27 protein-coding genes are annotated in these 25,987 nt (G+C 70.5%); 4 read left to right on the top strand and 23 right to left on the bottom strand.

Annotated elements, in window-relative coordinates; translation table 11 throughout:
• Window position 1: 1 nt before the first annotated feature.
• The 11 genes from I596_RS15870 to I596_RS15820 form a co-directional block, all read right to left on the bottom strand.
• Window positions 2-658 (bottom strand): outer membrane lipoprotein carrier protein LolA, encoded by a 657-nt coding sequence (locus I596_RS15870; protein WP_067650156.1) that lies wholly within the window; start codon window positions 656-658, stop codon window positions 2-4.
• Window positions 655-1,092 (bottom strand): acyl-CoA thioesterase, encoded by a 438-nt coding sequence (locus I596_RS15865; RefSeq protein ID WP_067650153.1) that lies wholly within the window; start codon window positions 1,090-1,092, stop codon window positions 655-657. The genes I596_RS15870 and I596_RS15865 overlap by 4 nt, the downstream gene beginning before the upstream one ends.
• The gene (locus I596_RS15860; RefSeq protein ID WP_067650150.1) at window positions 1,085-2,629 is read right to left on the bottom strand and encodes an HAL/PAL/TAL family ammonia-lyase; all 1,545 of its coding nucleotides are present in this window, start codon (window positions 2,627-2,629) and stop codon (window positions 1,085-1,087) included. Before I596_RS15860 ends, I596_RS15865 begins: the two co-directional genes overlap by 8 nt.
• Complete coding sequence (locus I596_RS15855) at window positions 2,610-3,548, bottom strand: lysophospholipid acyltransferase family protein (protein ID WP_067650147.1); 939 nt, start codon at window positions 3,546-3,548, stop codon at window positions 2,610-2,612. Before I596_RS15855 ends, I596_RS15860 begins: the two co-directional genes overlap by 20 nt.
• Window positions 3,545-4,282: a glycosyltransferase family 2 protein gene (locus I596_RS15850; protein WP_067650144.1), complete on the bottom strand. Its 738-nt coding sequence runs from the start codon at window positions 4,280-4,282 to the stop codon at window positions 3,545-3,547. Before I596_RS15850 ends, I596_RS15855 begins: the two co-directional genes overlap by 4 nt.
• Window positions 4,279-5,964, bottom strand: coding sequence for an ApeI family dehydratase (locus tag I596_RS15845; RefSeq protein WP_067652156.1), 1,686 nt, complete (start codon window positions 5,962-5,964; stop codon window positions 4,279-4,281). Before I596_RS15845 ends, I596_RS15850 begins: the two co-directional genes overlap by 4 nt.
• Window positions 5,961-6,518 carry a COG4648 family protein gene (locus I596_RS15840; RefSeq protein WP_067650141.1) on the bottom strand — a complete coding sequence of 186 codons (558 nt, stop codon included), beginning with the start codon at window positions 6,516-6,518 and terminating at the stop codon, window positions 5,961-5,963. The genes I596_RS15845 and I596_RS15840 overlap by 4 nt, the downstream gene beginning before the upstream one ends.
• A 75-nt stretch (window positions 6,519-6,593) precedes the next feature.
• Window positions 6,594-6,839 carry an acyl carrier protein gene (locus I596_RS15835; RefSeq protein WP_067650138.1) on the bottom strand — a complete coding sequence of 82 codons (246 nt, stop codon included), beginning with the start codon at window positions 6,837-6,839 and terminating at the stop codon, window positions 6,594-6,596.
• A gap of 14 nt (window positions 6,840-6,853) precedes the next feature.
• Window positions 6,854-7,117 (bottom strand): phosphopantetheine-binding protein, encoded by a 264-nt coding sequence (locus I596_RS15830; protein WP_067650135.1) that lies wholly within the window; start codon window positions 7,115-7,117, stop codon window positions 6,854-6,856.
• Window positions 7,118-7,252: 135 nt separating this feature from the next.
• Window positions 7,253-8,074 carry a lysophospholipid acyltransferase family protein gene (locus I596_RS15825; RefSeq protein ID WP_067650132.1) on the bottom strand — a complete coding sequence of 274 codons (822 nt, stop codon included), beginning with the start codon at window positions 8,072-8,074 and terminating at the stop codon, window positions 7,253-7,255.
• Complete coding sequence (locus tag I596_RS15820; RefSeq protein ID WP_223303853.1) at window positions 8,067-8,777, bottom strand: beta-ketoacyl synthase chain length factor; 711 nt, start codon at window positions 8,775-8,777, stop codon at window positions 8,067-8,069. Before I596_RS15820 ends, I596_RS15825 begins: the two co-directional genes overlap by 8 nt.
• Window positions 8,778-8,939: 162 nt before the next feature.
• Here I596_RS15820 and I596_RS15815 point away from each other — a divergent pair, with 162 nt between their 5' ends.
• Window positions 8,940-9,884 (top strand): lysophospholipid acyltransferase family protein, encoded by a 945-nt coding sequence (locus I596_RS15815; RefSeq protein WP_067650128.1) that lies wholly within the window; start codon window positions 8,940-8,942, stop codon window positions 9,882-9,884.
• 56 nt (window positions 9,885-9,940) lie between these two features.
• Here I596_RS15815 and I596_RS15810 read toward each other — a convergent pair whose 3' ends face one another.
• Window positions 9,941-10,546, bottom strand: a complete 606-nt coding sequence (locus I596_RS15810; RefSeq protein WP_150132210.1) for a hypothetical protein — start codon at window positions 10,544-10,546, stop codon at window positions 9,941-9,943.
• Between the two features lie 426 nt (window positions 10,547-10,972).
• Window positions 10,973-11,740: a glycosyltransferase family 2 protein gene (locus I596_RS15805; RefSeq protein WP_067650123.1), complete on the bottom strand. Its 768-nt coding sequence runs from the start codon at window positions 11,738-11,740 to the stop codon at window positions 10,973-10,975.
• Between the two features lie 218 nt (window positions 11,741-11,958).
• On the opposite strand from I596_RS15805, the gene hemF reads away from it, so the two are divergent.
• Complete coding sequence (hemF, locus tag I596_RS15800) at window positions 11,959-12,864, top strand: oxygen-dependent coproporphyrinogen oxidase (protein WP_067650121.1); 906 nt, start codon at window positions 11,959-11,961, stop codon at window positions 12,862-12,864.
• 122 nt (window positions 12,865-12,986) lie between these two features.
• Here hemF and I596_RS15795 read toward each other — a convergent pair whose 3' ends face one another.
• The gene (locus I596_RS15795; protein WP_067650118.1) at window positions 12,987-13,481 is read right to left on the bottom strand and encodes a DUF2782 domain-containing protein; all 495 of its coding nucleotides are present in this window, start codon (window positions 13,479-13,481) and stop codon (window positions 12,987-12,989) included.
• Window positions 13,482-13,681: 200 nt separating this feature from the next.
• Between I596_RS15795 and I596_RS15790 the strand changes: the two genes are divergently transcribed.
• Window positions 13,682-14,557: a pirin family protein gene (locus I596_RS15790; protein ID WP_067650115.1), complete on the top strand. Its 876-nt coding sequence runs from the start codon at window positions 13,682-13,684 to the stop codon at window positions 14,555-14,557.
• Between the two features lie 200 nt (window positions 14,558-14,757).
• On the opposite strand, the gene I596_RS18810 is transcribed toward I596_RS15790, so the two are convergent.
• The 9 genes from I596_RS18810 to I596_RS15745 form a co-directional block, all read right to left on the bottom strand.
• Entirely contained in the window at window positions 14,758-15,141 is a 384-nt protein-coding gene (locus I596_RS18810) for a hypothetical protein (RefSeq protein WP_190278929.1), read from the bottom strand.
• A gap of 320 nt (window positions 15,142-15,461) precedes the next feature.
• The gene (locus tag I596_RS15780) at window positions 15,462-16,019 is read right to left on the bottom strand and encodes a response regulator transcription factor (protein WP_067652147.1); all 558 of its coding nucleotides are present in this window, start codon (window positions 16,017-16,019) and stop codon (window positions 15,462-15,464) included.
• A complete protein-coding gene (locus tag I596_RS15775; protein ID WP_150132209.1) occupies window positions 16,012-17,319 on the bottom strand; it encodes an ATP-binding protein in 1,308 nt (435 codons plus the stop codon). The genes I596_RS15780 and I596_RS15775 overlap by 8 nt, the downstream gene beginning before the upstream one ends.
• A 1-nt stretch (window position 17,320) precedes the next feature.
• Window positions 17,321-18,352: an alpha/beta fold hydrolase gene (locus I596_RS15770; protein ID WP_083965649.1), complete on the bottom strand. Its 1,032-nt coding sequence runs from the start codon at window positions 18,350-18,352 to the stop codon at window positions 17,321-17,323.
• A gap of 46 nt (window positions 18,353-18,398) precedes the next feature.
• The gene (locus I596_RS15765; RefSeq protein ID WP_067650109.1) at window positions 18,399-19,796 is read right to left on the bottom strand and encodes an ATP-binding protein; all 1,398 of its coding nucleotides are present in this window, start codon (window positions 19,794-19,796) and stop codon (window positions 18,399-18,401) included.
• Window position 19,797: 1 nt separating this feature from the next.
• The gene (locus tag I596_RS15760; protein ID WP_067650105.1) at window positions 19,798-20,502 is read right to left on the bottom strand and encodes a response regulator transcription factor; all 705 of its coding nucleotides are present in this window, start codon (window positions 20,500-20,502) and stop codon (window positions 19,798-19,800) included.
• 72 nt (window positions 20,503-20,574) lie between these two features.
• Window positions 20,575-22,020, bottom strand: a complete 1,446-nt coding sequence (locus I596_RS18575; RefSeq protein ID WP_150132207.1) for a TolB family protein — start codon at window positions 22,018-22,020, stop codon at window positions 20,575-20,577.
• Window positions 22,007-23,563, bottom strand: coding sequence for a M12 family metallo-peptidase (locus tag I596_RS18215; protein ID WP_083965648.1), 1,557 nt, complete (start codon window positions 23,561-23,563; stop codon window positions 22,007-22,009). Before I596_RS18215 ends, I596_RS18575 begins: the two co-directional genes overlap by 14 nt.
• A 140-nt stretch (window positions 23,564-23,703) precedes the next feature.
• A complete protein-coding gene (locus I596_RS15745) occupies window positions 23,704-24,339 on the bottom strand; it encodes a phosphatase PAP2 family protein (protein ID WP_067650096.1) in 636 nt (211 codons plus the stop codon).
• Window positions 24,340-24,513: 174 nt separating this feature from the next.
• Here I596_RS15745 and gcvPB point away from each other — a divergent pair, with 174 nt between their 5' ends.
• Window positions 24,514-25,977 (top strand): aminomethyl-transferring glycine dehydrogenase subunit GcvPB, encoded by a 1,464-nt coding sequence (gcvPB, locus tag I596_RS15740; protein ID WP_067650093.1) that lies wholly within the window; start codon window positions 24,514-24,516, stop codon window positions 25,975-25,977.
• The last annotated feature ends 10 nt before the right edge of the window (window positions 25,978-25,987 follow it).

Raw genomic sequence — 25,987 nt, 5'->3', positions numbered from 1 at the left:
GTCACTCAAAGCGCCGGGCCTCCTCGGCCGTCAACGCGGCGGGCGTGTCGCGCTGCTCGCTGAAGACGATCCCGGTACGGTCGCCATTGGCCTCGGCCAGTTCGATGCGGCGCACGTGGCGGTCGCCCGCCAGCGTCACGCCGGCCAGCAGCTTGGCCAGTGCCGGCTGCCGCGGCGTCAGCGCCAGCGTCCAGCCCTCCGCGCCGCTCTCGCCGGCGATCGTGAAGTGCTCGCCCAGGCGATCGACGTCGCCGTTGAGCAGCGAGAACATCAGGCCGTTGATGACGCGCACGGTCGGTTCCTCCTGGGCGCTCAAGCGGAACGCGGTCTCGCCGCCTTCGGTCGCGACGATTTCCTCGCGTGTCAGGCGCAGCTCGCCGGCGAACGGTTCGCGCGTGCGCCAGAGCACGCCGTGGTCGCGTGCGACGAGGAAGTCGCCGCTCGACCGCAGCGGCCGGCTGAAGCCGGCCACCTGCTTGGTCTGCTCGAAGCGGCCACGCAGCACGGCCGGCTGGTCGAGCTGGGCGCGGATGCGCGAAGCCAGGGCATCGACGTCGGTGGCCGGCGCAGGAGCCGCCGCCTCGCCCGCGCCGATCGCCGGGCCGGCGGCGGCCAGTGCCGGCAGCAGCACCGCCAGGACGAACGGGATGATCTTCATGGATGGACTCCGAGGCGTTCCCACAGGACACGCGGGCAGACGTACTGCATCTGGCCGCTGGCGATCTCGACGGCGACCTGGATCGTATGCGCGCGCGTCATCCGCTCGCCGCTGGTGGCATCGCTGATGAGGTAGTCGATCTTCAGGCGGTTCTCCCACTCGACGATCGTCGCGCGCACGCTGAGTGGGCGGCCCCAGGTCGCCGGGCGGATGTACTTGCTGCGCAGGTCGACGATCGGCCAGAAGTAGCCCGACTCGCGCATCTGCGGGTAGTCGTAGTCGAACCGCTGCAGCAGCGCGCAGCGCGCCAGCTCCAGGTACTTGAGGTAGTGGCCGTGCCAGACCACGTTCATCGGGTCGAGGTCGTGGAAGGCCGGCGTCAGCTCAATCGCATGGCTGAACCGGTCCGGCACGGGGGCGCCGGCGTCAGGCATACAGGCTCCAGGCCTCGTCGCGGATCGCCGCCAGCAGGCGGCCGAGGTCGGTGTCCAGCGCGCGGTCCTCGTCGACCAGGGCGATGCGCCGCTCCAGGTCCGCCTGCATCGCCGCCAGCGGCGGGCTGAGCGCCAGCCGCGCGTCGGCGCGGGCACGCAGCGCGATGCCCTGGCGCGCGGCGATCAGCATCGCCGCCGCCACCTGCTCGGTCAGTTCCAGCACGCGCAGCGCGTCGCGCGCGGCGATCGTGCCCATGCTGACCTTGTCCTGGTTGTGGCACTCGGTCGAGCGCGAGAACACCGAGGCCGGCATGGTCAGCTTCAGCGCCTCGGCGGTCCAGGCCGAGACGCTGATCTGCAGCGCCTTGAGGCCGTGGTTGATCGCCGCGCGCGGGCCTTCCGCGGCGCTCAGGTTGCTCGGCAGGCCGTGGTTGAAGCGCGTGTCCACGAGCAGCGCCAGCTGGCGGTCGAGCAGGTCGGCGATGTTGGCGACCGCGTTCTTCAGGGCGTCCATCGCGAATGCGATGTGGCCGCCGTAGAAGTGCCCGCCGTGCAGCACGCGCTCGTCGTCCGGATCGACCAGCGGGTTGTCGTTGGCGCTGTTGAGCTCGTTCTCGATCAGCCCGCGCAGGAACGGCAGCACGTCCTCCAGGACGCCGATCACGTGCGGTGCGCAGCGCAGCGAATAGCGATCCTGCAGGCGTTGCTCGTTGCGCGGCGGGCGGTCGCTGGCCAGGTCCTCGCGCAGGCGCGCGGCGACGCGCTGCTGGCCCGGGTGCGGCTTGGCGGCAAAGAGCTTTTCGTCGAAATGGTGCGCGTTGCCGGCGCTGGCCAGCACGTTGAACGCGGTCAGCCGCGTGGCCAGGCGGCCCAGGTAGTCGGCCCGCGTCCAGGCCAGGCAGGCCAGCGCGGTCATGACCGCCGTGCCGTTCATGATCGCCAGCCCTTCCTTGGGACGCAGCCGCAGCGGCGCGATGCGCAGCTCGGCGAACACGTCCGCCGTGTCGCGCCGGACGCCGCCGTGCCAGACCTCGCGCTCGCCGCACAGCACCGCCGCCACGTACGACAGCGGCGTCAGGTCGCCGCTGGCGCCGACCGAGCCTTCCGCCGGGATCAGCGGCAGGATGTCGTGGTGCAGCAGGCGCTCGAACTGTTCGAGCAGGCCGGTGCTGACGCCGGACATGCCGACCGCCAGCGAAGCCATGCGCGTCGCCAGCACCGCGCGCGTCTCCTCCGGCGTCAGCAGCCGGCCGGTGCCGCAGCCGTGGTAGGCGTACAGGTGGTGCGGCAGCTCGGCGACCAGTGCCGGCGGGATCGTCACCGTGCACGAGTCGCCGTAGCCGGTGGTCACGCCGTAGATCACCCCATCGGTCGCCAGCAGGCGGTCGAGGAACGCCGCGCCGCGGCCGATCCGCGCGCGGAACGCCGGATCGGCCGACAGCTGCGCCGGGCGCTGCCGTCGCGCCAGCGCGACGACGTCCTCGATGGCGAGGGGGTGGCCGTCGAAGCGGACCGGGTCAGGTGCGGTCGGAGCCATTCGTCTGATCCCAGAAAGGGAAGAAATTGAACCAGTCATAGGGTGAACGCTTCAGCATCCCGGTCAGCGCGGCGACGTAACGCGAAGCATAGTCGGCAATGGCCTCGCCGCGGCGGCCGCGCGGCAGCTCCACGCGATCGGCCAGCGGCTCGAAGCGGATCGTGTAGCTGCCGTGCTCGTGGATGCAGGCCAGCAGGTGCACCGGGCACTTGAGCAGGGCCGCCAGCACCCAGGGGCCGGCCGGCAGCGGCGCCGGATGGCCGAGGAAGTCGACCTGGACCGTCTGGCTCGCGAACACCGGCACGCGGTCGCCGGCGATCACCACGTACTCGCCGGCCGCCACCTTCTCGCCCAGCAGCAGGGCGGTTTCCGGGCCGATCGCGGTGACCTCGATCAGGTTGACGTCCTGGTCCGGGTTGAGGCGCTTGAGCAGGCGGTTGAACTGCGCCGCATGGCGCGTGTGCACGAGGATGTTGAGCCGGAACACGCCGCGGTGCCCGGCCATCGCGCGGCCGATCTCCAGGCAGCCCAGGTGCGCCGTGACCAGCAGGCCGCCGACACCGCGGCCGGCGATCGCATAGATCTCCTCGCGCCCCTCGGTGTGCACGTTGGCGAAGCGGTAGCGTCCCGACACCGCCAGCAGCTTGTCCAGCAGCGTCTCGGCGAACAGGCCCACGTGGCGCAGGCCGTCGCGCCAGGTCGGCGCGTGGCCGAGCGCGCCGGTCGCCGCCTGCAGGCGCGCCAGGTACTGCAGCGAGGCCGCCCGCACGTCGCCGCGGGCCAGCCAGTAGGCCGCGATCACCGGGTACAGCGCCAGGCGGAACGGCCAGCGGCCGAGCAGGCGATGGATCCAGTACAGCAGCCAGATGCCGGCGACGAAGGTGTTCTCGCCGATCTGCGCCCAGTGCCGCACGCTCATGACGCCACCTTGCGCCAGAGCAGCTGCGGCAGGCGGGCCAGCATGCCGAAGAACAGCCGGGCATGCATGCGCGAGATCAGCAGGTTGTCGCGCAGCACGTCGAAGTGCGACACGCCGTCGGCCGGGTAGCGCACCTGGGTGGGCAGGTTGACGATGCCGACGCCGCGCCAGTGCAGGCGCACCAGTACCTCGCTGTCGAAATCCATGCGCCGGCCCAGCCGGACCCGGTCGATCAGGGCCACGGTCGGCGCCAGCGGATAGACGCGGAAGCCGCACATCGAGTCGCGGATCGCCAGCGACAGCGTGTTGATCCAGACCCAGACGTGGGTCGCGTAGCGTCCGTACAGGCGGCCCTTGGGCACCGAGTCGTCGAAGATCGGACAGCCGCAGATCACCCGGTCGGGGTGGCGCGCGGACAGTTCCAGGAAGCACGGGATGTCGCGCGTGTCGTGCTGGCCGTCGGCGTCGATCTGCAGCGCGTGCGTGAAGCCGCAGTCGTGGGCCGCGCGCAAGCCGGCGATCATGGCGCCGCCCTTGCCCTGGTTGACGGCCAGGCGCACCAGGCGCACGCGGTCCGGATCGGACGCGGCCAGGAGGTCCAGCACGGCCGCGCAGCCCGGCTCGCTGCCGTCGTCGACCAGGATGCACGGCAGGCCGTGCACCTTGATCGCCTCCACCACCGCGCCCACCGCCTCGCCGTGGTTGTAGACCGGGATGACCGCGCAGGTCTTCATGGCGATCCGGAAAAGACGATGCGGCCGCTGGCGTGGGCGCCGGCCGCCGAGCCCAGCCGGAATGCGAGCTGGCCACGCTCGGGCACGAACTCCAGCTCCAGCAGCAGATCGGCACCCGGCACGATGACCTGCTGGAACTTCAGTGCCTCCAGGCCTTCGAACCGCGCCGGCAGCGCGAACAGCTCGCGGCCGAAGCCGATCGCCCAGTCGACCTGGGTCACGCCCGGGAGAATCGGCGCCTGCGGGAAATGACCGTCGAACCAGGGCAGGGTGGCGTCCGCCACCAGCCGCAGGCGCGCCTGGCATGCATCACGCGTCAGCAGGCGCGCGAACGGCCGTCGCGGGTCGAACAGCGCCAGCAGTGCCGCCTCGGTGGTCTTGCCCTGGCTGTTCACCGGCAGCGCCCAGGTCGCGCGCCAGCGGCGCGGGCGGGCGCTGGCTTCCACGTGGCCGGCCAGCGCATCGCGCAGGGCGGTGTTGAATGCACGGCGGCCATGCGCGTCCAGGCAGGCCCAGCCCGCCGCGCTGGGCACCACCACCGCGCCGATCTGGCTGCGCGCGCCGGGCAGCACCACCAGGCGTGCCGCTTCGACCCGATCGTCGGTGGCCAGGGCGTGCTCGATCGCGTCCAGCGAGATGCGCTTCTCCTCGATCTTGGCGATGCGGTCGCTGCGGCCGAGCAGCACGAAGCCCGCGCCTTCCGCCCGCGCGCGGTCCGCGCTCGGCTGCCAGTCCGTGTCCGCCAGGTGCGGCGAGCGGACCCACAGCTGGTCGGCGTCGATGCGGATCGCCACGCCGGGCAGCGGTTGCCACGGCGCCTCGTCCGTGTCCTCGCGCCGGCGCCAGGCGATGCCGCCGGTCTCGGAGCTGCCGTAGACCTCGGTCGGCGCCCGGCCGAGCAGGCGGCGGCAGTCCGGCAGCGCCTCGGCCGGCAGCGGGCCGCCGGACGAGAAAAGCCCCCGCAGCTGCGTGCGTGCCGCGTCCCACGGCAGGTTCGGCGGCAGGCGCTTCAAGTGGGCGGGACTGGCCACCAGCACCGCCGGGCGCCGTCCCAGCGCCGCCACGATGTCCTCCGGGAACGCCAGGCGGGCCGTCGCGAACGGCCGCCCGGCCGCCAGCGGCCACAGCACGCGGAACAGCAGGCCGTAGATGTGCTGGTGCGAGACCGTCGCCTCGACGACCGCGGCCGGCCCGAGCGCCGGGAAGGCCTGCTCGAGCGTCGCCGCCTCGTCGAACACCTGCCGCAACCGCTTGCCGATGGCCACCGGCTCGCCGCTGGAGCCCGAGGTATAGACCGCCAGGCCGTCCCAGTCCGGGTCCAGCGTGTTCCAGTCCGCGGCTGCCGCCGTCCGCGGCGCCAGGGCGGCCGGCACGTCGCCGGCCCAGGCGCCCACGCAGGCGTCCAGGCGCGCGCGCGTCGCCGGCAGCGTGTCGGCCGGCAGCCATACCCGCGTCCCGGCATGCCAGGCGCCGAACAGCGCCGCGGCGAAGTCGAAGCTGTCCTCGAAGTAGAGCGCCGCATCGGTCCTGGCGGCCGCCGCGAAGCACGTCCGCCAGGCCGCCGCGGCGGCCGCGAAGTCGGCGAACGTCAGCACCGTGCCGGCGCGCAGCGCCACCGGGTGGTCCGGCGCACGCCCCTCGGCCAGCAGGCGGTCCAGGGCGATGAACGGCGCCGCCGTCATCGTCCGCCCCGCGAAGCCGCCGCGTGGCGCGCGCGTACGCGCCGGCGCACCAGCCATTCGCCGGCGAACAGCGCGCCGATCAGCCCATACGCGATCAGGCCGTTGTAGAGCGCCCAGGTGGCCGCATCGGCCCACAGCGCCGTCGCCAGCGCCAGGCTGCCGTTGAGGACGAAGAAGCCGCACCACACCCAGGTGACCTTGCGCGTATAGGCGACCGCAGCCGGCGCCAGGTCCGGCTCGCGCAGCCGTGCCAGGCGCTCGATCGCGCTCGGCGGATGGATCAGGCTGGCGGCGAACACCGCCAGCAGCACCGCATTGACCAGCGCCGGGTACAGCTTGAGCGGCAGCAGCGCGTTGCCGAACGCAGCGAACGCCGCCAGGCCCAGCGCCCCCGCCGCGGCGACCAGCCAGAGCCGCTCGCGCGTGGCCGCCGCCCGCGCCAGCGCCAGCGCCGCCAGCAGCACGGCCAGCCAGCGCGGCTCGAAATGCGCCATGCCCAGCCACACCAGCAGCGGATAGGCCAGCGTCAGCAGGGCGATCAGTGCGACGCGCATGGCGGCAGCGGGTGCGCCGGCCGGCCGCGGTGCGGCGGCGCAATGCCGGGCGCGGCAGGTCGGGTCACGGCACGCTCAGTCGTTGAGCAGGCCGTGCAGCGCGTCGACGACATCCTGCAGCGTGCGCACCGACTTGAACGCATCCGGTTGCAGGCGCACGCCGACGATCGGCTTGAGCTTCACGATCAGGTCGACCGCATCGATGCTGTCGATGTCCAGGTCCTCGTACAGCCGCGCCTCCGGCCGGATCGCGGCCGGGTCGATCTCGAAGGTTTCCTGCAGGATCGCCGACAGGCGCTGGAAGATGTCCTCGGGGGTCATGGGTTTTCCGGGGTTCACGCAGTCCGCGAGGCGGCGACGAAGCCGGCCAGGGCGCGGACGCTGGCAAAATGGCGGCGGGTTTCCTCCGACTCGGCCGACAGCGTCACGCCGTAGCGCTTCTGCAGGGCCAGGCCCAGCTCCAGCGCATCGATCGAGTCCAGCCCCAGGCCGTCGACGAACAGCGGGGCCTCCGGGTCGATGTCGGCAGCGTCGACGTCTTCCAGGTTGAGCGCCTCGATGATCAACAGCTTGATCTCCTGCTCCAGCGGGTCGTGCATGGGGGATGGGGCCCTGGTGTTCGGTGGGGGCGAAGTTTAGAGGGTGTTAAGAACTTTTTGGGGGTGGATGCCGCGCGTCCGGCCGGCCGAGCGCACGGTCGCCGGCCGGCCCGCGCCGCGGGCCGGGACCCCGGTTCATCCCGCCGTCGGCTGCTGTCGCGCTTCCGCCAGGGGCGAGAAGGCCTCCCCGGGCTCGTCCAAGGACGAGAAATAGCGGTGCAGGCCATCGGTGATCCGGCGCGCGGCCACGCTCGCCTCGCCGCCGGCCGCTTCGAGGAAGCCGGCCACCGGGATGTCCTCGCCGACGCGGATCGTGTACTGCATGCGCCGCGGCGGCACGCGCCACCACGGCAGGCCCTTGGTCAGGCTGCGCGGCACGCAGCGGATCGTCACCGGCGTGATGTCGCACGGCGCCCGGGCCGCGATGTTCCCCGCGCCGCGCTGCAGCTTCATCGGCCCGTCCACCGGCGTGCGCGTGCCTTCCGGGAAGATGATGAGGTTGCTGCCCGCCTTCAGCGAGGCGATGCAGTCCTCGATCAGGCCTGCGCCCGAGTCGTTGCAGAGGTAGTCGGTCGCACGCACCGGACCGCGCGTGAACGGATTGCGCGCCAGCCCCGAGCGCACCACGCAGTCCGCCTCCGGCACCAGCGAGACCAGGAACACCACGTCGAGCAGGGTGGGGTGGTTGGCCAGGATCAGCAGGCCCTTGCGGTCCAGCCGCTCCAGGCCCTCGACGCGATAGTCCAGCACGCCGAGCACGCGCATCCATTCGACGAACAGCCGGAAGGCATGGTGCACCGAGCGCCGCGCCAGGCGCGTCCGGCGCGCGCGGTCGCGGACGATGAGCCCCAGCAGCGGAAACCACACCAGCCCCAGCAGCACGCCGCCGACGCCGAACGTCGCGAACGACAGCCCGGTGCCGATCACCCGCCAGCCGCGATCGATCGCCTCACGCATGGCGCCGCCACTCCCATACGCGTGCACCGGCCTGGTGGGTCAGGCGCTCGGCGTCCGAATGGAAGAACTCCAGCACGCGGCGGTCGGCCACGCGGTCCGCCGGTGCGGCCACCGCGTCCGTGCCGGCCAAACGCGAGGTCAGGCTGAAGCCGCCTTCGTCTATCGGTGCCACGCGGCAGGCCCAGGCATGCGCCGTGTCGGCGTGCCCGGCGTAGATGTCGTATGGCGGCGGCAGCGGCTCGTCGTAGCACACCACCATCGCCGCCGGCGTTCCGTCGGCCAGCAGGCCCAGCGCCTCGATGAACGCCGCTTCCACCGTTTCGTCGCCGGCCGCGATCGCCGTGTACGGCGCCGTATCGCCCGAGGCGATCGACCACAGCGCGCCGATCGCGTTGTGGACCGACAAGCTGAACGCCGTCGGCGACGGCGTCTCGCCGCCCACCAGTTGGCGCAGCAACGTGATCGAGCGTGCCACGTCGCCATAGCGCGAGGCGAAGACGACCGGCAGCGGCGCGTCGGCGCCGCGGCTGGCGTAGGCCGCGTGCAGGGCGATGCGGCCGAGCGGCTCCACCCGCCGCCGCATCATCGCCGGCATCGCCGCCAGGGCGGGCAACGGATCGCCGCCGGCGGCCCCGGGCGATGCCGGTTCGGCCAGCCGTTCCGGCCACATCGCCCAATGAGACACCCCGAAACGCATCGTCATTCGTGCAAAACCGCGCCGCCCCTCGCAAACCGCGCATCTTACGTGATCGGTGCGGCAACCGGCCCTGCTATCCTCGCCGGCCGCACGCGGCCCGGTCGGCGCCGCATGCGGTCACGGCGTCCGGCATCGCGGGCGCGTTCACGAAGGCCGGGGAGCCAAGCGATGACCGAATCGGCGCGACCCGCCGGCGAGCACTGGAGCGACCGACCCGAAGGCGGCGGGCGCTTTGCGCTGTGGCTGCTGCGCACGATCGCGCTGCGTGGCGGCCGCCCGCTCGCGCGCGCGCTGCTGTATCCGGTCACGCTGTACTTCTTCCTGCGGCGGGCGCCGGAGCGGCGGGCCTCGCGGGCTTTCCTGGCACGCGTCACCGGCCGTCCACCCAGCGCCTGGGCCGTGCTGCGCCATCTGCACGCCTACGCCGCGACCACGCTCGACCGCGTCTACCTGCTGGCCGGGCGCCACCGCCGCTTCGACGTGCGCGTGGCCGGCCTGGACGACCTGCGCGCGCGGCTGCGGCCGGACCGCGGCATCCTGCTGCTCGGTGCGCACGTGGGCAGTTTCGAGGTGCTGCGCGCGCTCCCCGGCAGCCGCGCCGACCTGGATGTACGCGTGGTGCTCGATACGCAGAAGACGCCGGCGATGACCGAGCTGCTGCACGCGCTCAATCCCACCCTGGCCGGCCGCGTCATCGACGCCTCGCGGCCGGGGCCGGAACTGGTCTTCGCGATCGACCGCGCACTGCGCGAAGGGGCGATGGTCGCCGTGCTGGCCGATCGGGCCCGGCCGCACGAGAACACCGTCGCCGTCGATTTCCTCGGCGCCCCGGCGCGTTTCCCGACAGCACCGTTCCTGGTCGCCGCACTGCTGAAGGTGCCGGTGATCCTGTGCTGGGGGATCTATCGTGGCGGTGCCCGCTACGACCTCGCCTTCGAGGTCTTCGCCGACGAGCTCGCCTTCGCGCGCGCCGACCGCGACGCCGAACTGCAGGCCGCCGTGCAGCGCTATGCCCACCGCCTGGAGCGGATCGTGCGCGAGCACCCCGACAACTGGTTCAACTTCCACGACTTCTGGGACGCTGCCGCGGCAGCGCCTGCCGACCGCCGCTGACCTCCATCCGCCGCACCGGCACGGCCGCCGCCCGCAGGCAGCGGCCGCCGCAGGGGCTACTCGACGCTGAAGCTTTGCAGCGTGACCGGCGTGGTGCCGGCGAACGAGGCTTCGTAGGCGAACGAGGCTTCGTTGTAGAACGTCGTCAGCACGATGACGATCGTGGCGCCCGGCGCGACCGGGACGTTGCTGACCGCCGCGCAGGGACCGTTGACGTCGTCCTCGGCGAAGGCGCAGTTGGCCAGCGGGCTGGCCGGATTGAAGCTGCCGTTGTAGACCGCCACGAACGTATCCGAACCGGCCGCGCCGGACGCGCAGGTCGTCGGCGTGCCGGCCGCACCCATCGCCAGGTTGATGCTGGCGGCGCTGGCGCCGGTATTGGTCAGCGTGATCGTGTCGTACGGCGTGGCCGTGCCGACCGCCGAAAGGCTGGTGCATCCGGACAACGGCCGGTTGAACGTCGCGCTGCCGGGGCCGAGCGTGCCGGTGACGTTGGCCGGCACCGGGCCGCCCGGGTAGCTGATCGGCGTATCGGCAGTGGGCGCCTGCGACGGCGGCACCGGCGCGCCGATGCGTGGAGCGTCGATCTTCTCGGCCTGGACCGGAAGTGCAATGGCACAGGCCAGCAACGGCAGCAACGGGATGCAACGACGCATTTTCATACAGACCCCTAGTCTGGTTGAAGGTATTCGTGCAGCGCGAGTGTAGCGTCGTGCTGGCACAAGGCAATCGAACGATTTGGTTTCATTGGAAACCGGACGTTTCGGCGGCGAGCGCATGCCTGTAGGCGCCATCGCGAGCCCGCACCGAAGTCTTCGGTACGGGATACGCGAATCGGCCATCGAACACGACATTATTCTCAATGGAAATCGCAGGCTGCCTTCGGCAGCGCATCGCGGCTTGAGTGCCACCATTGGAAAATGGGCATGTCATTCGATGGAATGTGGCGGCTGGGTCGATGTAGGGCATGCCGCCGTCACCCCGGGGTCGGGACGTGGCGCGGGCCTAGGACCCGTACGGCAAGACTCGCGTGACCGAGCTTCATCGCCTCCGCAGCGATCGATCCAGGAAAATCCGCAAGTGGCTTTTCAAGTGACTCGCAGACCCGCGGGATCGAACACCTGCGGCGCTCGCCCGTGCGAGCGCCGGTAGCTGGCGATGACGTCGCCGTAGCGGATCACGCTGGCGATCGTGTGGCAGGTGATGCGCGCGATGTCGCGGACGGGGCGGAAGTGGCTGCCGCCGCCTTCGGGGTAGCGGACCTGGATCGGCACGGAGAGGATGCCGAGGCCGCATTCGCGGGCGGCGACGATCAGGATGGCGGCCTCGAAGACGAAATCGTCGGCGGCGAGGTCCACGCGTTCGAGCACCCGGCGCGGGTAGTAGCGCTGGCCGCTCTGCGTATCGGCGACGGGGAGGCCGCAGGCCCAGGAGATGCCCCAGTCGGCGACGGCGTTGGCACGCCGGCGGCCGGTCGGCTGCTGCTCGCGGCCGCGCAGGCGCGCGCCGATCACCAGGTGGTCCGGGAACGCGCGGGCGGCGGCCAGCAGGCGAGGCACGTCGGCGGCGGCGTGCTGGCCGTCGGCGTCCATCGTGACGACGGCATCGTGGCCCTGCGCGAGTGCTTCACGGAAGCCGTCGCGCAAGGCCTGGCCCTTGCCGCGCGGCGCGGCATGCCGCAACAGCGTGACCGGGAGGTCGGCGATGCGTTCGGCGGTGCCGTCGGACGAGCCGTCGTCGACGACGATGACGTGCGGGCAGACCGCCAGGACGTCGGCCACCACGCCGCGGATCGTCGCCGCCTCGTTCAGCGCGGGAATCACGACGGCGACGGAGGGGCGGTCGAGTGCGGTCAACGGGAGCGATCCGGGCAAGGGGGGCGACAGGCAGGACAATAGCGCAGCCGTTTCGCGGGGGTTGTTGCATCGCAGGAGCGGTCATCGGCGGCGTGGCGCGCTTCGGGCGCCGAGGCCCGGGGCTGCGCGATCGGCCGGCGCCGGTTGCTACCATGCGCGTCCTGCGCACCGCCCGGTCGCGCCCTGCGGGGCGGTGCTTCCGCCACAGCGAGCGAGCAATGACCGAAGCGAGCATCACCCCTGTCGAAACCTTCCTGCAGGGACTCCAGGACCGCATCTGCGCGGCGATCGAAACCGCCGATGGCACGGCGCGCTTCGTCGAGGACCGGTGGCAGCGCGCGGAGGGCGGCGGTGGCCGCACGCGGGTGCTCCGCGACGGGGCGGTGTTCGAGCAGGCGGGCATCGGCTTCTCGCGCGTGCAGGGCACGACGCTGCCGCCGTCGGCCAGTGCGCACCGGCCGGAGCTGGCGGGCCGGGCGTGGACGGCGACGGGGGTCTCGCTGGTCTTCCATCCGCGCAATCCGCACGTGCCGACCACGCACATGAACGTGCGCTACTTCGAGGCGCGGGCGGAGGGACAGGCGCCGGTGTGGTGGTTCGGCGGCGGGTTCGACCTGACACCGTTCTACCCGGTGGATGCGGACATCCGGCAGTGGCACCAGGTGGCACACGACCTGTGCCGGCCGTACGGCGAGGGGCTCTACCCGCACTGGAAGCGCTGGTGCGACGAGTATTTCTTCCTCAAGCACCGCAACGAGACCCGCGGCGTGGGCGGCCTGTTCTACGACGACCTGTCCGAGGGCGGGTTCGAGCGCTGCTTCGCGCTGACGCAGGCGGTCGGCAACGGCTTCCTCGAGGCGTACCTGCCGATCGTCAGCGCGCGCAAGGACACGCCGTACGGCGAGCGCGAGCGTGAGTTCCAGCTGTACCGGCGTGGGCGCTACGTGGAATTCAACCTGGTCTACGACCGCGGCACGCTGTTCGGCCTGCAGTCGGGTGGACGGGCGGAATCGATCCTGATGTCGCTGCCGCCGCGGGTGCGCTTCGAGTACGGCTATGTTCCCGAGGCCGGCAGCGCCGAGGCGCGGCTGGCCGAGTACCTGGTGCCGCGCGACTGGCTCTAGGCGACACCCGCCGGCATTCGAAGCCGGCGGTCAGCGATCCGGGAACCGGCCGCCCGCGGGCATGCGGGCGGCGAGCGCGTCCAGGTGTTCGCGAGCGGTCCGACGGCAGCGGACGGGGCCGGTCAGTTCCACTCGTAGAGGCGGAAGTACACCGGGGCCACCGGTCCTTCGTTGGGATCGCGGGTGAGGCGGCCGTTGCCGGTCATGTCCATGAAGGTCTGGTCGGTGCCGTCCGGGCGGACGATGCGGATCATCCAGACGCGGCCGTTCTGCCGGTATTCCTCGACGGTATCGGTGCCTTCCTTGCGGACCGCCACGTCGCTGGCGGCGGTGCGTTCGGCAACGGCGGCGGCGTTGGCGCTGTTGCGGGCGTTGCGATCGCGGGCCGGGCGCGTGTCGGGTTTCGGCAGCGGCTGGTCGATGCCGGCAGGCGGCGGCGCGTCGGTGGTCCTGCGCGGTTCGGCGGCCTTGCCCGGTTCGACGGCGGAGGCGGCGGTGATGCCGGGGTCCTCCAGGGTCGGGGGCGGCGGCACCGGCGTCTGTTGACGGGCCGGCTCGGCCGCGCCGGCCGGCATCGCCAGGACGAGGAACGAAGCGAGAAGCAGGTGGCGGGCCATGGTCGATCTCCGGACGGGGATGGCAGCCTAGCAAACCACGGCTGTATGCGGTTTGACCCCCGCCAACAAAACGGCACCCGGGCCCTCCTCGCGGCCCGATCCGGTGGACCGCACCGGACGGACGTGGCGTTGCGTACAGCACGCAACGACCGGTGCGGCCGGTATGCTGTAGCGCCACCGTCCATCGGCCGAGGCCGCCCATGTCCGACGATTTCCTGACGATCGAGCCGCGCATCCATGATGTGGGCCATCTGGAGGTGGCCCGCTTCCTGCCGCACATGAAGTGCCGTCACCTGGGGCCGTTCGTGTTCTTCGACCACATCGGCCCGGCGGCGATGCCGGCCGGCGTCGGCATGGACGTGCGGCCGCATCCGCATATCGGCCTGGCGACGGTGACGTACCTGTTCGAGGGCGCGATCGAGCACCGCGACAGCCTGGGGTTCGACCAGGTGATCCGGCCGGGCGACGTCAACTGGATGACGGCCGGACGTGGCATCGTCCACTCCGAGCGCACGCCGGCGGCCGAGCGCGCGGCCGGCCAGCGCATGCACGGTATCCAGACCTGGGTCGCGCTGCCGCAGGCCGACGAGGAAACCACGCCGGCCTTCCATCACCATCCGGCCGCGACCCTGCCTTCGCTCACCCTCGACGAGGGACGCGTGCGCCTGCGCGTGGTCGCCGGCGATGCGTTCGGCCTGCGCTCGCCGGTCGCGGTGTTCGCGCGCACGCTCTACGTGGCGATCGAGTGCGACGCCGGCGCGCGCCTGACCATCGACGAGGAGCATCGCGAGCGCGGCATCCACGTGGCCGACGGCGCGGTCGCCATCGGCGGCCATACGCTCACGGCGGGGCAGATGCTGGTGCTGCCCGCGCGCGGCACGTTCGCGCTGCATGCGCTGGTACCTACGCGCCTGTTCCTGTTCGGCGGCGATCCGCTCGACGGCGAGCGTTTCATGTGGTGGAACTTCGTCTCGTCCTCGCGCGAGCGCATCGAGCAGGCCAAGCGCGACTGGAGCGAGGGCCGGTTCGACCAGGTGCCGGGCGAGACCGAGTTCATCCCGCTGCCCGATCGCTAGCAACTGTCGAGAAACAGCCTGCCGGGGCGATCCAGGAATGGGTCAATCGCGGGGTGGCGGTGCCGCCGCATTGATCTGCGGCGCCGGTCGCGGGGCGGTACCGTGACCGTGCATGTCGAGAAGGGCCGGGACAGGCCCTGACTGGACGATGCGCCGGTCCCGGATGCACCGCGCGGCAGGCCCGCGCGGCGCGGGCCGGGTCAGGCCTTTTTCTTGAAGAAACCGATGATCAGCGGCAGCAGGGCGCCGATGATCGCGGCCGCGCCGGCGTGGCCGGCGGTACCGCCGCCGATGCCGAGCTGGTCGAGGATGCCCGCTGCGTCCAGGCCTTGCCCGCCGGCGATGCCGCCGACGGCACCGAGGATCGAGTTCAGCACCGGCCCCAGGTTGCCGCTCTTGTTCAACGGTCCGGCAACATTGCCGCCGATCAGGCCGGCCACCAGATCGATGATGATTTTCACCAGCATGTTTTCCATGGATATCCCCTTCAGAGTGAAGAACGCGAATGGACGCTCGACCCGCCGTCGCCGACGTCCCCTGTCGCAGGCCGGTGACGGCGTTTGCAGGTCGCCGGAACCGTACATGGCTGCACGAGGCCGGCAGGGTGTCCCGGCACCCCGCGCCAGCCTACTCCTCTGGCACCGCGCCGGGCGAGCGCGGGATCAGGTTTTGTTGCCGGCCACCGTTCCGGCGACCCGTGCGGCAGGTGCACGGAATGGATCTTCCGGGCATCGGTGCCAGTCCGGCGTCGATCGGCAGCGTATCCGGCCTGGTGTGTACGAGCGGGTAGAGCGAGCGCCAGGCACCGCCGGTCTTATCCCGGCCGATGACGCCGCACAGAGACGCCGAAGTGCGATTCGACGCGTTGGCCGGAAACGCCGGCGCGGGCGTTGCGGGGGTGGCGTCAGTGCCCGGCTTCGCGCACCGGCCGCTTGGCCAGCTTGCGTTGCAGTGTGCGCCGGTGCAGGCCGAGGCGGCGTGCGGTCTCGGAGATGTTGCCGTCGCACTCGGCCAGTACGCGCTGGATGTGCTCCCATTCCAGGCGCTTGAGCGGTGGCGGCGCATCCGGCAGGGCCGCTTCCAGGTCCGCGTCGTCGCGGCCGTCGCCGAGCAGGGCGTGCATGACCTGGTCGGCATCGACCGGTTTGGCGAGGTAGTCGTGGGCGCCGCGCTTGATCGCTTCCACCGCGGTTGCGATCGAGGCATAACCGGTCAGCAGCAGGATGCGCAGGCCGGGACTGGCCGCCAGCAGCTCGGGGATCAGGGCCAGGCCGTTCTCGCTGCCGAGCTTGAGGTCGAGCACGGCGTGCTCGGGGTGCTGCTCGGCGCAGGCGGCGAGGGCGGAACTGCGGTCGTGCGCGGTCGCCACCGCGAAGCCGCGAGCGGTCAGCGCGCGCGACAGCACGCGCACGAAGACCTCGTCGTCGTCGATCAGCAGGATCCGGGTCGGGAGTTCAGACATCGTGTCCGGCATTGTCCAGTACCCGCAAGGGCAGGCGCAATCGCTGCAGCGTGCCGCCGCCTTCCGGGCGCTGCGCGACCAGCTCGCCGCCGAGGCGCTCGGCGGTGGCCTTGGTCAGCGCCAGGCCGAGGCCGAGGCCGTCGCGCTTGGTGCTGACGAACCCGATCGCGGGCGGGCCTTGCGGTGCGTCCAGGCCGTGGCCGAAGTCGCGCACGCGCAGTTCCAGATGGCCGCCGCTGATCGCCGCTTCCAGCGTGATGCGCACCTGTCCCGCGCTGCGCGAGGCATCACCGGCGTTGTTGAGCAGGTTGACCAGGGCGTGGCGCAACGCCGGGACGATGTGGACCGGACGGTCCGCCAGCGTCTCGTCGGGCCGGTAGTCCAGCTCGATCTCCGGCCGCAACAGCGCGAACGACCGGCGGGCGGCGTCCACATAGGCGCCGATCGTGGTGCGGTCCGCCTTGCCGGCGAGCTGGGTGCGGCCGACGGCCACCAGCTCGCGCAGGATGTCGCGGCAGCGGTCGGCCTGGCCGGCCAGCAGGGCGAGGTCCTCGGTCAGCTGCGGGTCCTGGCCGTGCTCGCGGCGCAGCTCGGTCAGCAGCGTGCGCATCGTCGACAGCGGCGTGTTGAGTTCGTGGGCGGTGCCGGCGGCTTGCGTGGCGATCGCCAGGATGCCTTCGTCGCGCAGCGCGCGCTCGCGCTCGTGCTCGGAGGCGGCCTGGCGCGCGCGCAGCGCGGCGGCCAGGCCGGCGATGAAGAAGCCGAGCAGGCCGGCGGTGATGACGAAGCTGATCGCCATGCCGGCGACGTGCAGGTTGAAGACGTTGTAGGTGTGGTCCGAATGCACGTACGGCAGCGGCTGGTACCAGCGCAGCAGCACCAGGTAGGTCGCCGCGGCGAGCGTCGCCACGGCGGCGACGTACAGGCGCGGCAGCGCCGCGGCGGTCAGCGTGATCGGCATCACCAGCAGCGACACGAACGGATTGGTCGCGCCGCCGGTGAGGTAGAGCAGGTAGCCGAGCACGATCGTGTCGATCGCGATGTGCACGACGGCTTCCACGCTGCCGACCGGCCAGGGCCGGGTCAGGCGCCAGAACGCGAACAGTGCGAACGCCGCCAGCACCGCGATGCCCGTGGCCAGCGGCAGCACGGCGATCGGCAGGTCCAGCCAGGTCGCGACGAAGGCGACCGTCAGGGCCTGGCCGGCAACCGCGCACAGACGCAGCCAGGCAAGGGTGGAAACCAGCTGGCGCGGGCCGTGCGGACCGGTGTCGGCGCTGTCGGGGAAGGACGTGGCCACGTCAGCGCGCCAGCTCGAAGGCCTTGAGCAGCTCGGCGCGGAAGCGGTCCGGTGCCTCGATCTGCGGCAGGTGGCCGAGGCCCGGCAGCTCGATCAGGCGCGCCCCGGGAATGCGCCGCGCGGCATCGCGGCCGAGCGCCGGGTAGTCGCCGAGCGCGTCGGCCACCGCCTTCGGCGCGCCTTCCCGCCCGATCGCGGTGCGGTCGCGCTGGCCGATGATCAGCGTCGTCGGCACGGCGATGCGTTCGAATTCGTGCACGACCGGCTGCGTGTAGATCATGTCCGCCGTCAGGGCCGCGTTCCACGCGTAGGCCTTGCCGTCGGGCCCGGCATAGACCGCCGCGAGCTGGCGCGCCAGCGCCTCGTAGGCCGGCGTCCAGTCGCCGTCGTAGTAGTTCGCGCGCTGGTAGCGCGCAATGCTCTCGTAGCTGCTCTCGAGCTCCGCCGCATAGGCGGCGTCGATCGTGCGGTACGGCGCGCCCTTGGCTTTCCAGTCCTCCAGGCCGATCGGGTTGACCAGCACCAGCCGCGCCGTCCTCTGCGGATACAGCAGCGCGAAGCGCAGTGCCAGCATGCCGCCCATCGAGTGGCCGACCAGCTCGGCGCGCTCGATGCCGAGCCGGTCGAGCAGGGCCTGCGTATTGGCCGCCAGCTGGTGCAGGCTGAACTGGTAGCGTTCGGGCTTGTCCGAGCCGCAGAAGCCGATCTGCTCGGGCACGATCACGCGGAAGCCGTGGCCGGCGAGCGTCGCGGCCGTGTCCTGCCAGTAGCCGGCGCAGAAGTTCTTGCCGTGCAGCAGCACGGCCGTGCGGCCCTTGGCGGGCGCCGCCGGTGCGATGTCGAGATAGCTCATCGCCAGTGATTGGCGCTGGCTCTCGAAGCGGAAAGTCGCGGGTGCCGGCAGGGCCGGCGGATCGGCAGCCGGCGCCGGCAGGGTCAGCACCGCGGCCAGCACCGCGAGCCAGCGGCACCGCCGGCCCGCGAGCCGATGGCGCGGGGGAGTGGAGGTGGGCGAAGCGGAGACGGCGCGCATGATCGGCTCCCGGCCAGGGCGGAGGGATCGCCGATGATAGCGGGCTCTAGGCGTCGACCGGCAGGCTGATGGTCACTTCGAGGCCGCCGCCTTCGGCATTGCAGGCGATGATGTGGCCGCCGTGGTTGACGACGGCGCGGCGCGCGATGGCCAGGCCGAGGCCGGTGCCGCCGCTGGAGCGCGTGCGTGCGGCGTCGGTGCGGTAGAAGGGGTCGAAGATCCGCACCAGTTCGCCTTCCGGCACACCGGGACCGTGGTCGCGCACGACGATGCGTGCGATGCCCGGATCGGCCGCGTCGCGCTGCAGCGCGACCTCGACCGTGGTGCCGTCGGCGGTGTACGCCAGGGCGTTGCGGATGATGTTCTCGACAGCGCTGTAGAGGGCATCCGGTGCGCCGTGCAGGCGGATCGGCGCGGAGGCGGCCAGGACCACCTTGCGGCCGCGTGGCGCGCCCTCGTAGTCGGCATTGGTGATCGCGTGGCCGAGCAGCTCGTCGAGCGCGATGCGCTCGCGCCGCGGCTCGGTGGCGGTCTCCAGCCGCGACAGCTCGATCGCCTGCGCCAGCATCGCTTCCAGCCGGTCGGCCTCGCGGTCGATACGGTCCAGCGACCGACGCGCCTCGGCCGGCTCGCCTTCGCGCGCCAGCTCCAGTGCCACACGCAGGCGTGCCAGCGGCGAACGCAGCTCGTGCGAGACATCGCGCACGAGCCGGCGGTTGTTCTCGACCAGCGCCTTGATGCGCTCGGCCATGCGGTCGAACTCGCCGGCCAGCCCGGTCATCTCGGCGCTGCGGCCGAAGCGCAGCCGGCCCACGCGCGAATCGAGGTCGCCCTCGGCGAAGCTGCGCATGCTGGAGCGGATGCGCCCGAGCGGATGGGCGACGTAGAACGCCAGCAGCAGGCTGACCAGGGTGCTGATCACCAGCGCCACGCCGATGTGGCTCCAGAACGTGAACGGGCGGTGGTACAGCAGGCGGCCGAACGAGGAACCGTCGAACACCGCCACCGCGGCATAGCGACGCCCGTCGCGCAGGATGACCAGGCGCAGGCGCACGCGGTCCGAGTCGGGATCGGCGGCCATCGCGTCGCGCACCGGGTCGGCCGGGTCCAGGCCGAGGAGCGCCGTGCGCGCCGCGTCGGCCGCATCCGCCGGCACGCGCCGGCCGAGCAGGTCGTGGCCGCCGTCGTCGAGCAGGAACAGCCGCACCGGCCCGCGGTCGTCGCTGGCGCGCAGCCAGCGGTGCGGGCCGTCGGGGCCGTTCCGGCGCAGGTCGCGCGCGACGCGGGCGAGCTGGTCGTCCATCGTCGCCTGCAGCCGCGTCACTTCCAGGCCCGGGATCTTCTCGGTCTCGAAGTTGCGTGTGGTGATCCAGACCAGTGCCAGGATCAGGACCACCATGGCCAGCCAGAACGCCGCGAAGATGCGCCAGAACAGCCGCCGCATGTCAGTGCTCGTCGAGCTTGCGGAACAGGTAGCCGCTGCGATGGATCGTCGTGATGTGCGACTGGCCGTCGGCGGCATTGCCCAGCTTGCGCCGCAGGTTCGACACGTGCACGTCGATCGAGCGGTCGTACGGGCCCAGCGGCCGGCCCAGCACGGTCTGCGAGATGCGCTCCTTGGTCACGACGCGGCCCGCCTCGCGCATCAGCAGGGCCAGCAGGTCGAACTCGGTCGCCGTCAGCGTGACCGGCTCGCCGTCCACGGCGACGCTGCGCGAGGCGGCGCGCAGCGTGACGTTCTCGCACTGCAGGTCGGTCATCGCCTCGCCGCCGTTCTCGCCGTGCGCGCGGCGCAGCACGGCGCGCAGGCGCGCGGCCAGCTCGCGCGGGTTGCACGGCTTGGGGATGTAGTCGTCGGCGCCCAGCTCCAGGCCGAGGATGCGGTCGATGTCCTCGCCCAGCGCGGTCAGCATCAGCACCGGCAACGTGCTGTCGCGGCGCAGCTCGCGCAGCACGTCCAGCCCCGAGCGCCCGGGCAGCATCACGTCCAGCACCAGTGCGTCGAACGGCTTGTCGCCGCGCACGGCGGCCACCGCGGCCTCGGCATCATGCGCCAGCACGACCTCGAAGCCTTCGCGCACCAGGAAGTCGCGCAGCAACTGCGCCAGCTCGACGTCGTCGTCGGCCAGCAGGATGCGGTTCTTGTTCATGCGGCCAAGCATAGCGCCGCCCCTGCCGGGAACGGGCCGGCCGGAACGAAGCTTGCCGGGTTTTGCAAGGCTTTACGTTGTGTTCCGGCGCCGTCGCAAGGCGATCCAGGCACCGAGCAGCAGTGCCACAAAGGCCGCGAATCGGGCCATCGGGGCAGTCGCCGGTACCGGCTCGGGCTCTGGCGGCGCAATCGGCGTGCCATGGATCGAGACGGTGTAGATCAGCTGGCGGCCCGCATACGGTTGCGGCGCGTCGTCGTCGTAGCGCCAGGTAAAGGCTAGCGTCGAGCCATCGGCAGAGAGGTTGACTTGCGCAAAGTAGAAATACAGAGGCCTGGCCAGCGTGGCGGTGACGTTGACGGTCTCGCCGGTGAAGCGATCCTTGAGATACACGGCGGGCCCCGGCCCCGGATCGACCATGATGTCGGGTGATCGCGAGTAGAAGGCCAGGTAGCGACCGTCGGCGCTCATCGAGGGGCGCCAGCCTTCGGCCGAGTGTGTCGATCCATCCCATCCGCGAGAGATTAACTCGATCTGACCGGTCTGGATGTCGAGCAGATAGGTGTTGGCCTGAATGGTGCCAACGCCTGGCACCAATTCGCCGCTGGTCGCGCCGAAGGGGACATAGCGATCGCCAATGATTCTTCCGGCAGTGGAATCTAGGTAGTAGGACGGCGATGCGATAAATTCTCCGCCGGTCCAGGGACGTGTCAGACGACGAGTCGTGCCGAGCCAGCGGTCGCGCAGGAACAGGTTGCCCGTGCGGAGTGGGTTGTCGTCGGAGAGATTGCTCGCGCAACTCATGAACACGATGTAACGGCCACTGTCGGAGATGATGGAATCCCCTTGTGTATAGCAGTTTCCTTGATGTCCTTCGGTTGATGTCGATACGAGCTCGATTGCCGCTGTACGCCAGTTGCGTACGTAAAGATCTTCCATGAGAGGGCCATTGGTATCCTCTCCCAATAAGTTGGCGCCGCTAAGAAGAAGCACTTCTTCGCGGCGATGGTGAGCGGTCACCAGTCTCGTGCCGAGCCGTTCCGATTCTCTCCGGCTGTTCAGGCCGATTAGCGAGGTAGTGCCTCGCTCCAGGTCGCGCAGAAAGACATTGCTGATGCCGAGCTTGTAGTAATCCCAAGGGATCGAGGGGTCGAGTTTGGCGTTGGAGTTGAATACGACACGGCGTCCATCGGCGGACGCAACTCCCCTGTTACTGTCGAACCGATGCTCTTGGCCGAGGCTGTCAACGCTGACGCGCTGGGTCTGCCTCGTTTGGCGGTCGAGCAGGAAGGTGTCATAGCGATCGTTGTCGTCGCCAGGCACGATATCCCTGGAGAAGCACGAGAAAGTCAGCCAGTGCGCGTCGTCGGACAGCACGGCGTTTCCGCACGGCCCATAGGAAGGTTCGCCTTCGTAGCCATAGGTCTCCAGCATCGGCGGGCCGACTGTCAACGCCGCATCGGCGGAGCCGGCCAGCGACGCGGCGAGAACCGCGATGAGCAGTCTATTGGAATCCATTGGCGAAGATCAGGTCTGGTCTGGTCCGGAATGCAGCGACGATGGGTGCCAGTCGCGCAAGGGTATCGTTCGCTCGCGCTGCGGGTCCCGCAGATCCTCCCGTCGCGACGCCGATGGGTAGAGCACCTGGGGTGGGGTTTGGAACGATCGCACCGTTCCACGCATAGGCTGGATTGGAGTAGGCATCGATCAGTGGGCACGCGTGCTTCCCGGTGCAGATTGGCCCGGAGCCGCTGCCCATGTCAGCGTACGACATCACGGTACGAAAGGCCGCATTGGGATTGGAGCTGGAGTTGCGATGCCCATAGGACCAAGGACATGACGTAAAGGCGGTGCCCGGCATGCCGGCATTGCGCGGGTCGTGTTCCATGCCGAGTAAATGACCGAGTTCGTGTGCGAGATTAAGCCGGTCGACACCGCAGCGCGGATCGAAGACAAGGTAAGACTTGCGCTCGAACTCCGGTCCGGGTTCGATTCTGCCGCCAATCAAGTCATACAAACGCTGTACGAAGGCGACGCCACATGTGTCATCACCGGAGATATCTATGCGGGCCAGTGCGACCACATCCGCCTGTAGCGCATTGCGTCGGCTGCTGACCGCCGGATTACCGTTGTAAATCCAACCTGGATAATTCGTGGTCGTACCCTGAACGCCTGCAAGATGGAACATGGCTTGCTCTATGTTGACTAGCCCATAGTTGAAAAAGGGATCAGCCGGTGGTGGAACCTGTTCCACGCCGCGTAGAAAGAAGCGCACCGACCAGATGCCACTGTTTCGCAAACTATCGTTGGCATCTTTGATCGCTCTGATCGCTTCTGTCTCGACGCCAGCATGAGAACCATACTGGCCGAGTACGTCCGTCGTATACATCACCAGCACATCGATCGTGCTCGCCGTCGTCGGCAGTGGGGCCGTGCAACCAAGGTCCCAGGTGGGTGGCCCGGACGGGGTCAGACCATCGGGAGTGCCGTGAAGCGGCGTGTCGGTTGCCGCTTGACCAGGGTGCTGCTCCTCGCGATCCGGATGCATCTGCCACCAGTCCGGATTGACCTCGGCCAGCTCGGTGACATCGCCCGGCCTGGGCTGCAAGGCGTACTTGTGCTCGGGGGTCCAGATACGTGCGGCGATCACGCCGTAGTTGAAGACGATCGAGACCGTATGGCCTTCGGAGCGGCCGTACCACTCCCAAGCGAAGTCGTCCGGCTTCGCGCTCGGATCTGGTAGCCAGATGACTTCAGGGCCATCACCAACCAACTGCGAGAGATAGCCGGCCTTCGGCGACCAGTACATCTGTCGCACGACGATCTCGCGCTGGCCCGGAACATTCAGAGTGATCGTCTCGGCCGGCTGCTGGATGGCCTGCTGATCGATGGTGATGTGCCAGCTTTGCAGCCAGGGACCGGGTTCGGAAGGAGGAGGTTGTTTTTCGGTCGTGACGAACAGGCGTGGCGCCTGTTCCTGCTCGCTGGCCGACGCGGTAGCCGTGAATCCCGCACACGCAAAAAAGAACGAAATCAATAGCGGTCGTTGCACGATGTGCATCCCTGTTTCCCCTGTGACTCACGCAGCCTACCTAGCCCGTGGCGATGTCACAACCGGCCCGAGTCGGTCACCCGCAGGGCTGGTTTGTTATGCGACGGAAGAGGCGAAGGGGTTCGTCGCAACGTCGCTGCGAGCCTCGTTCAGCGCGGTGGCAGCCAGCGACGGAATGCGAACGAAGCCAGAAGCGCATACAGCGCGGCGATCAGCGCCGACGTGGCGACATCGGACAGGAAATGCCGTGCGAGGTCGATCCGCGCGACGACCACGAACAGCGGGATCGCCAGTAGCACCACGCGCAGCCAGACCGGTCGCGCGACCGCGGCCAGCGGCAGGAACAGGCCGAAGTAGAACGCCGCATGGCCGGACGGGAACGAGCCGCCGCCGGCGAACCAGATCCGCGACCAGTCGCCCGATTCGAGCACCTGGAACGGACGCAGCCGGCCGAAGGCGTCCTTGCCCTGGATCATCGTCGCGATCGTGGCCACCTGCACCAGGCCGGCGGCGAGCAGGACGGCCCCCAGCCGGGGCGGCAGGGGCAGGCGCTTCCAGGCCAGGGCGACCAGGCCGATGCCGATCGCCGCCACGCCGGCCAGCCAGAACCACAGGTGCATGCCGAGCGCGGTGTCGAGCACGGCCAGGCCCTCGCGGAACAGCGCCGCGTTCTCCAGCCCGGCGGCGCGGATCGCGCGCGCCAGCGGATAGTCCAGGCCGGCCAGGCCCGCCAGCATCAGCGCCGCGGCGATCGCGGCGGTCCACAGCAGCAGGCGTCGGCTCATGCGCATCGGTTCCGGGGAAAGGTGGCCTATCGTAGCGGGCGACCCCCGCGTCGGGTCCGCCCGGGTGCCGGCGCGGGCATCGGCACCCGGGCGGCGGCATGCCGCGGGCGGCGTGGCCGGGGTGCTTTGTGGCATCATTGCGCGCTGATTTTTCCTCACCTGGCGTGCCTGTCCATGCTGATCTTCGAGCTTTCCCAGCCCGGCCGCACCGCGGCCGCGCAGCTTCCGGCCGATACCGCGATCCCGTCCGACCTCCCCGCGAGCCTGCGCCGGCAGACGCCGCCCGCGCTGCCGGAAGTGTCGGAACTGCAGACGGTCCGCCACTACACCAACCTGTCGCGCAAGAACTTCTCGATCGACACGCAGTTCTATCCGCTCGGGTCGTGCACGATGAAGTACAACCCGCGCGCCTGCCACACGCTGGCGATGCTGGACGGCTTCCTGGCGCGCCATCCGTATGCGCCCGAGTCGCTGAGCCAGGGCTTCCTGGGTTGCATGTACGACCTGCAGGAGATCCTCGCCGACGTCACCGGCATGAAGGGCGGCGTGTCGCTGGCGCCGATGGCCGGCGCCCAGGGCGAGCTGGCCGGCGTGGCGATGATCGTCGCCTACCACCGGCACCGCGGCGACACCGAGCGCACCGAGATCATCGTGCCGGACGCCGCCCACGGCACCAACCCGGCCACGGCGACGATGTGCGGCTGCACGGTGCGCGAGATCCCGACCAAGGACGACGGCGACATCGACGTGGAGGCGCTCAAGAAGGCGCTGGGCCCGAAGACCGCCGGCATCATGCTGACCAACCCGTCCACGATCGGCGTGTTCGAGCGGCGCATCCAGGAGATCGCCAGGCTCGTGCACGAGGCCGGCGGCCTGCTCTACTACGACGGCGCCAACCTCAACGCGATCCTCGGCAAGGTGCGTCCGGGCGACATGGGTTTCGACGCGATCCACATGAACCTGCACAAGACCTTCTCGACGCCGCACGGCGGCGGTGGTCCGGGCGCGGGTGCGGTCGGCGTGTCCGAGCGCCTCAAGCCGTTCCTGCCGGTGCCGATGATCGAGAAGAAGGACGACGGCCGCTACGGCTGGGTGCGCCGCAAGGACCGCCCGCTGTCGATCGGCCGGCTGACCACGTTCGCCGGCAATGCCGGCGTGCTGCTGCGCGCGTACATCTACGCCCGCCTGCTCGGCCGCGAGGGCATGCGCCGCGTCGCCGAGTACGCCACGCTCAACGCCAACTACCTGGCACGCCGCCTGGCCGATGCCGGCTTCGACCTGGCCTATCCCGAGCGCCGCGCCAGCCACGAGTTCATCGTGACGGTCGCGCGCCAGAAGAAGGCCAACGGCATCACCGCGCTGGATTTCTCCAAGAGCCTGCTCGACCGCAACATCCACGCGCCGACCAACTACTTCCCGCTGCTGGTGCCCGAGTGTCTGCTGATCGAGCCGACCGAGACCGAGAGCAAGGAGACGCTGGACGGTTTCGTCGAGGTCATGACCGAGCTGCTGGCCCTGTCGGCGTCCGATCCGCAGGCGATGAAGGACGCGCCGCTGACGATGCCGGTGCGCCGCCTCGACGACGTCAAGGCCGCGCGCGAGCTGGACATCGCCTGGCAATCGCCCGCGGCGGCCTGAGCGCGTCGGC

The sequence above is a fragment of the Dokdonella koreensis DS-123 genome, from assembly GCF_001632775.1.
Lineage (GTDB): Bacteria > Pseudomonadota > Gammaproteobacteria > Xanthomonadales > Rhodanobacteraceae > Dokdonella > Dokdonella koreensis.
This window is presented reverse-complemented; position numbering and strand designations above follow the sequence as displayed.

Coding starts and splice junctions, on each gene's coding strand:
- I596_RS15870 (WP_067650156.1), bottom strand. CDS start 658: ATGAAGATCATCCCGTTCGTCCTGGCGGTGCTGCTGCCGGCACTGGCC.
- I596_RS15865 (WP_067650153.1), bottom strand. CDS start 1,092: ATGCCTGACGCCGGCGCCCCCGTGCCGGACCGGTTCAGCCATGCGATT.
- I596_RS15860 (WP_067650150.1), bottom strand. CDS start 2,629: ATGGCTCCGACCGCACCTGACCCGGTCCGCTTCGACGGCCACCCCCTC.
- I596_RS15855 (WP_067650147.1), bottom strand. CDS start 3,548: ATGAGCGTGCGGCACTGGGCGCAGATCGGCGAGAACACCTTCGTCGCC.
- I596_RS15850 (WP_067650144.1), bottom strand. CDS start 4,282: ATGAAGACCTGCGCGGTCATCCCGGTCTACAACCACGGCGAGGCGGTG.
- I596_RS15845 (WP_067652156.1), bottom strand. CDS start 5,964: ATGACGGCGGCGCCGTTCATCGCCCTGGACCGCCTGCTGGCCGAGGGG.
- I596_RS15840 (WP_067650141.1), bottom strand. CDS start 6,518: ATGCGCGTCGCACTGATCGCCCTGCTGACGCTGGCCTATCCGCTGCTG.
- I596_RS15835 (WP_067650138.1), bottom strand. CDS start 6,839: ATGACCCCCGAGGACATCTTCCAGCGCCTGTCGGCGATCCTGCAGGAA.
- I596_RS15830 (WP_067650135.1), bottom strand. CDS start 7,117: ATGCACGACCCGCTGGAGCAGGAGATCAAGCTGTTGATCATCGAGGCG.
- I596_RS15825 (WP_067650132.1), bottom strand. CDS start 8,074: ATGCGTGAGGCGATCGATCGCGGCTGGCGGGTGATCGGCACCGGGCTG.
- I596_RS15820 (WP_223303853.1), bottom strand. CDS start 8,777: ATGACGATGCGTTTCGGGGTGTCTCATTGGGCGATGTGGCCGGAACGG.
- I596_RS15815 (WP_067650128.1), top strand. CDS start 8,940: ATGACCGAATCGGCGCGACCCGCCGGCGAGCACTGGAGCGACCGACCC.
- I596_RS15810 (WP_150132210.1), bottom strand. CDS start 10,546: ATGAAAATGCGTCGTTGCATCCCGTTGCTGCCGTTGCTGGCCTGTGCC.
- hemF (WP_067650121.1), top strand. CDS start 11,959: ATGACCGAAGCGAGCATCACCCCTGTCGAAACCTTCCTGCAGGGACTC.
- I596_RS15795 (WP_067650118.1), bottom strand. CDS start 13,481: ATGGCCCGCCACCTGCTTCTCGCTTCGTTCCTCGTCCTGGCGATGCCG.
- I596_RS15790 (WP_067650115.1), top strand. CDS start 13,682: ATGTCCGACGATTTCCTGACGATCGAGCCGCGCATCCATGATGTGGGC.
- I596_RS18810 (WP_190278929.1), bottom strand. CDS start 15,141: ATGTACGGTTCCGGCGACCTGCAAACGCCGTCACCGGCCTGCGACAGG.
- I596_RS15780 (WP_067652147.1), bottom strand. CDS start 16,019: ATGTCTGAACTCCCGACCCGGATCCTGCTGATCGACGACGACGAGGTC.
- I596_RS15770 (WP_083965649.1), bottom strand. CDS start 18,352: ATGCGCGCCGTCTCCGCTTCGCCCACCTCCACTCCCCCGCGCCATCGG.
- I596_RS15765 (WP_067650109.1), bottom strand. CDS start 19,796: ATGCGGCGGCTGTTCTGGCGCATCTTCGCGGCGTTCTGGCTGGCCATG.
- I596_RS15760 (WP_067650105.1), bottom strand. CDS start 20,502: ATGAACAAGAACCGCATCCTGCTGGCCGACGACGACGTCGAGCTGGCG.
- I596_RS18575 (WP_150132207.1), bottom strand. CDS start 22,020: ATGGATTCCAATAGACTGCTCATCGCGGTTCTCGCCGCGTCGCTGGCC.
- I596_RS18215 (WP_083965648.1), bottom strand. CDS start 23,563: ATGCACATCGTGCAACGACCGCTATTGATTTCGTTCTTTTTTGCGTGT.
- I596_RS15745 (WP_067650096.1), bottom strand. CDS start 24,339: ATGAGCCGACGCCTGCTGCTGTGGACCGCCGCGATCGCCGCGGCGCTG.
- gcvPB (WP_067650093.1), top strand. CDS start 24,514: ATGCTGATCTTCGAGCTTTCCCAGCCCGGCCGCACCGCGGCCGCGCAG.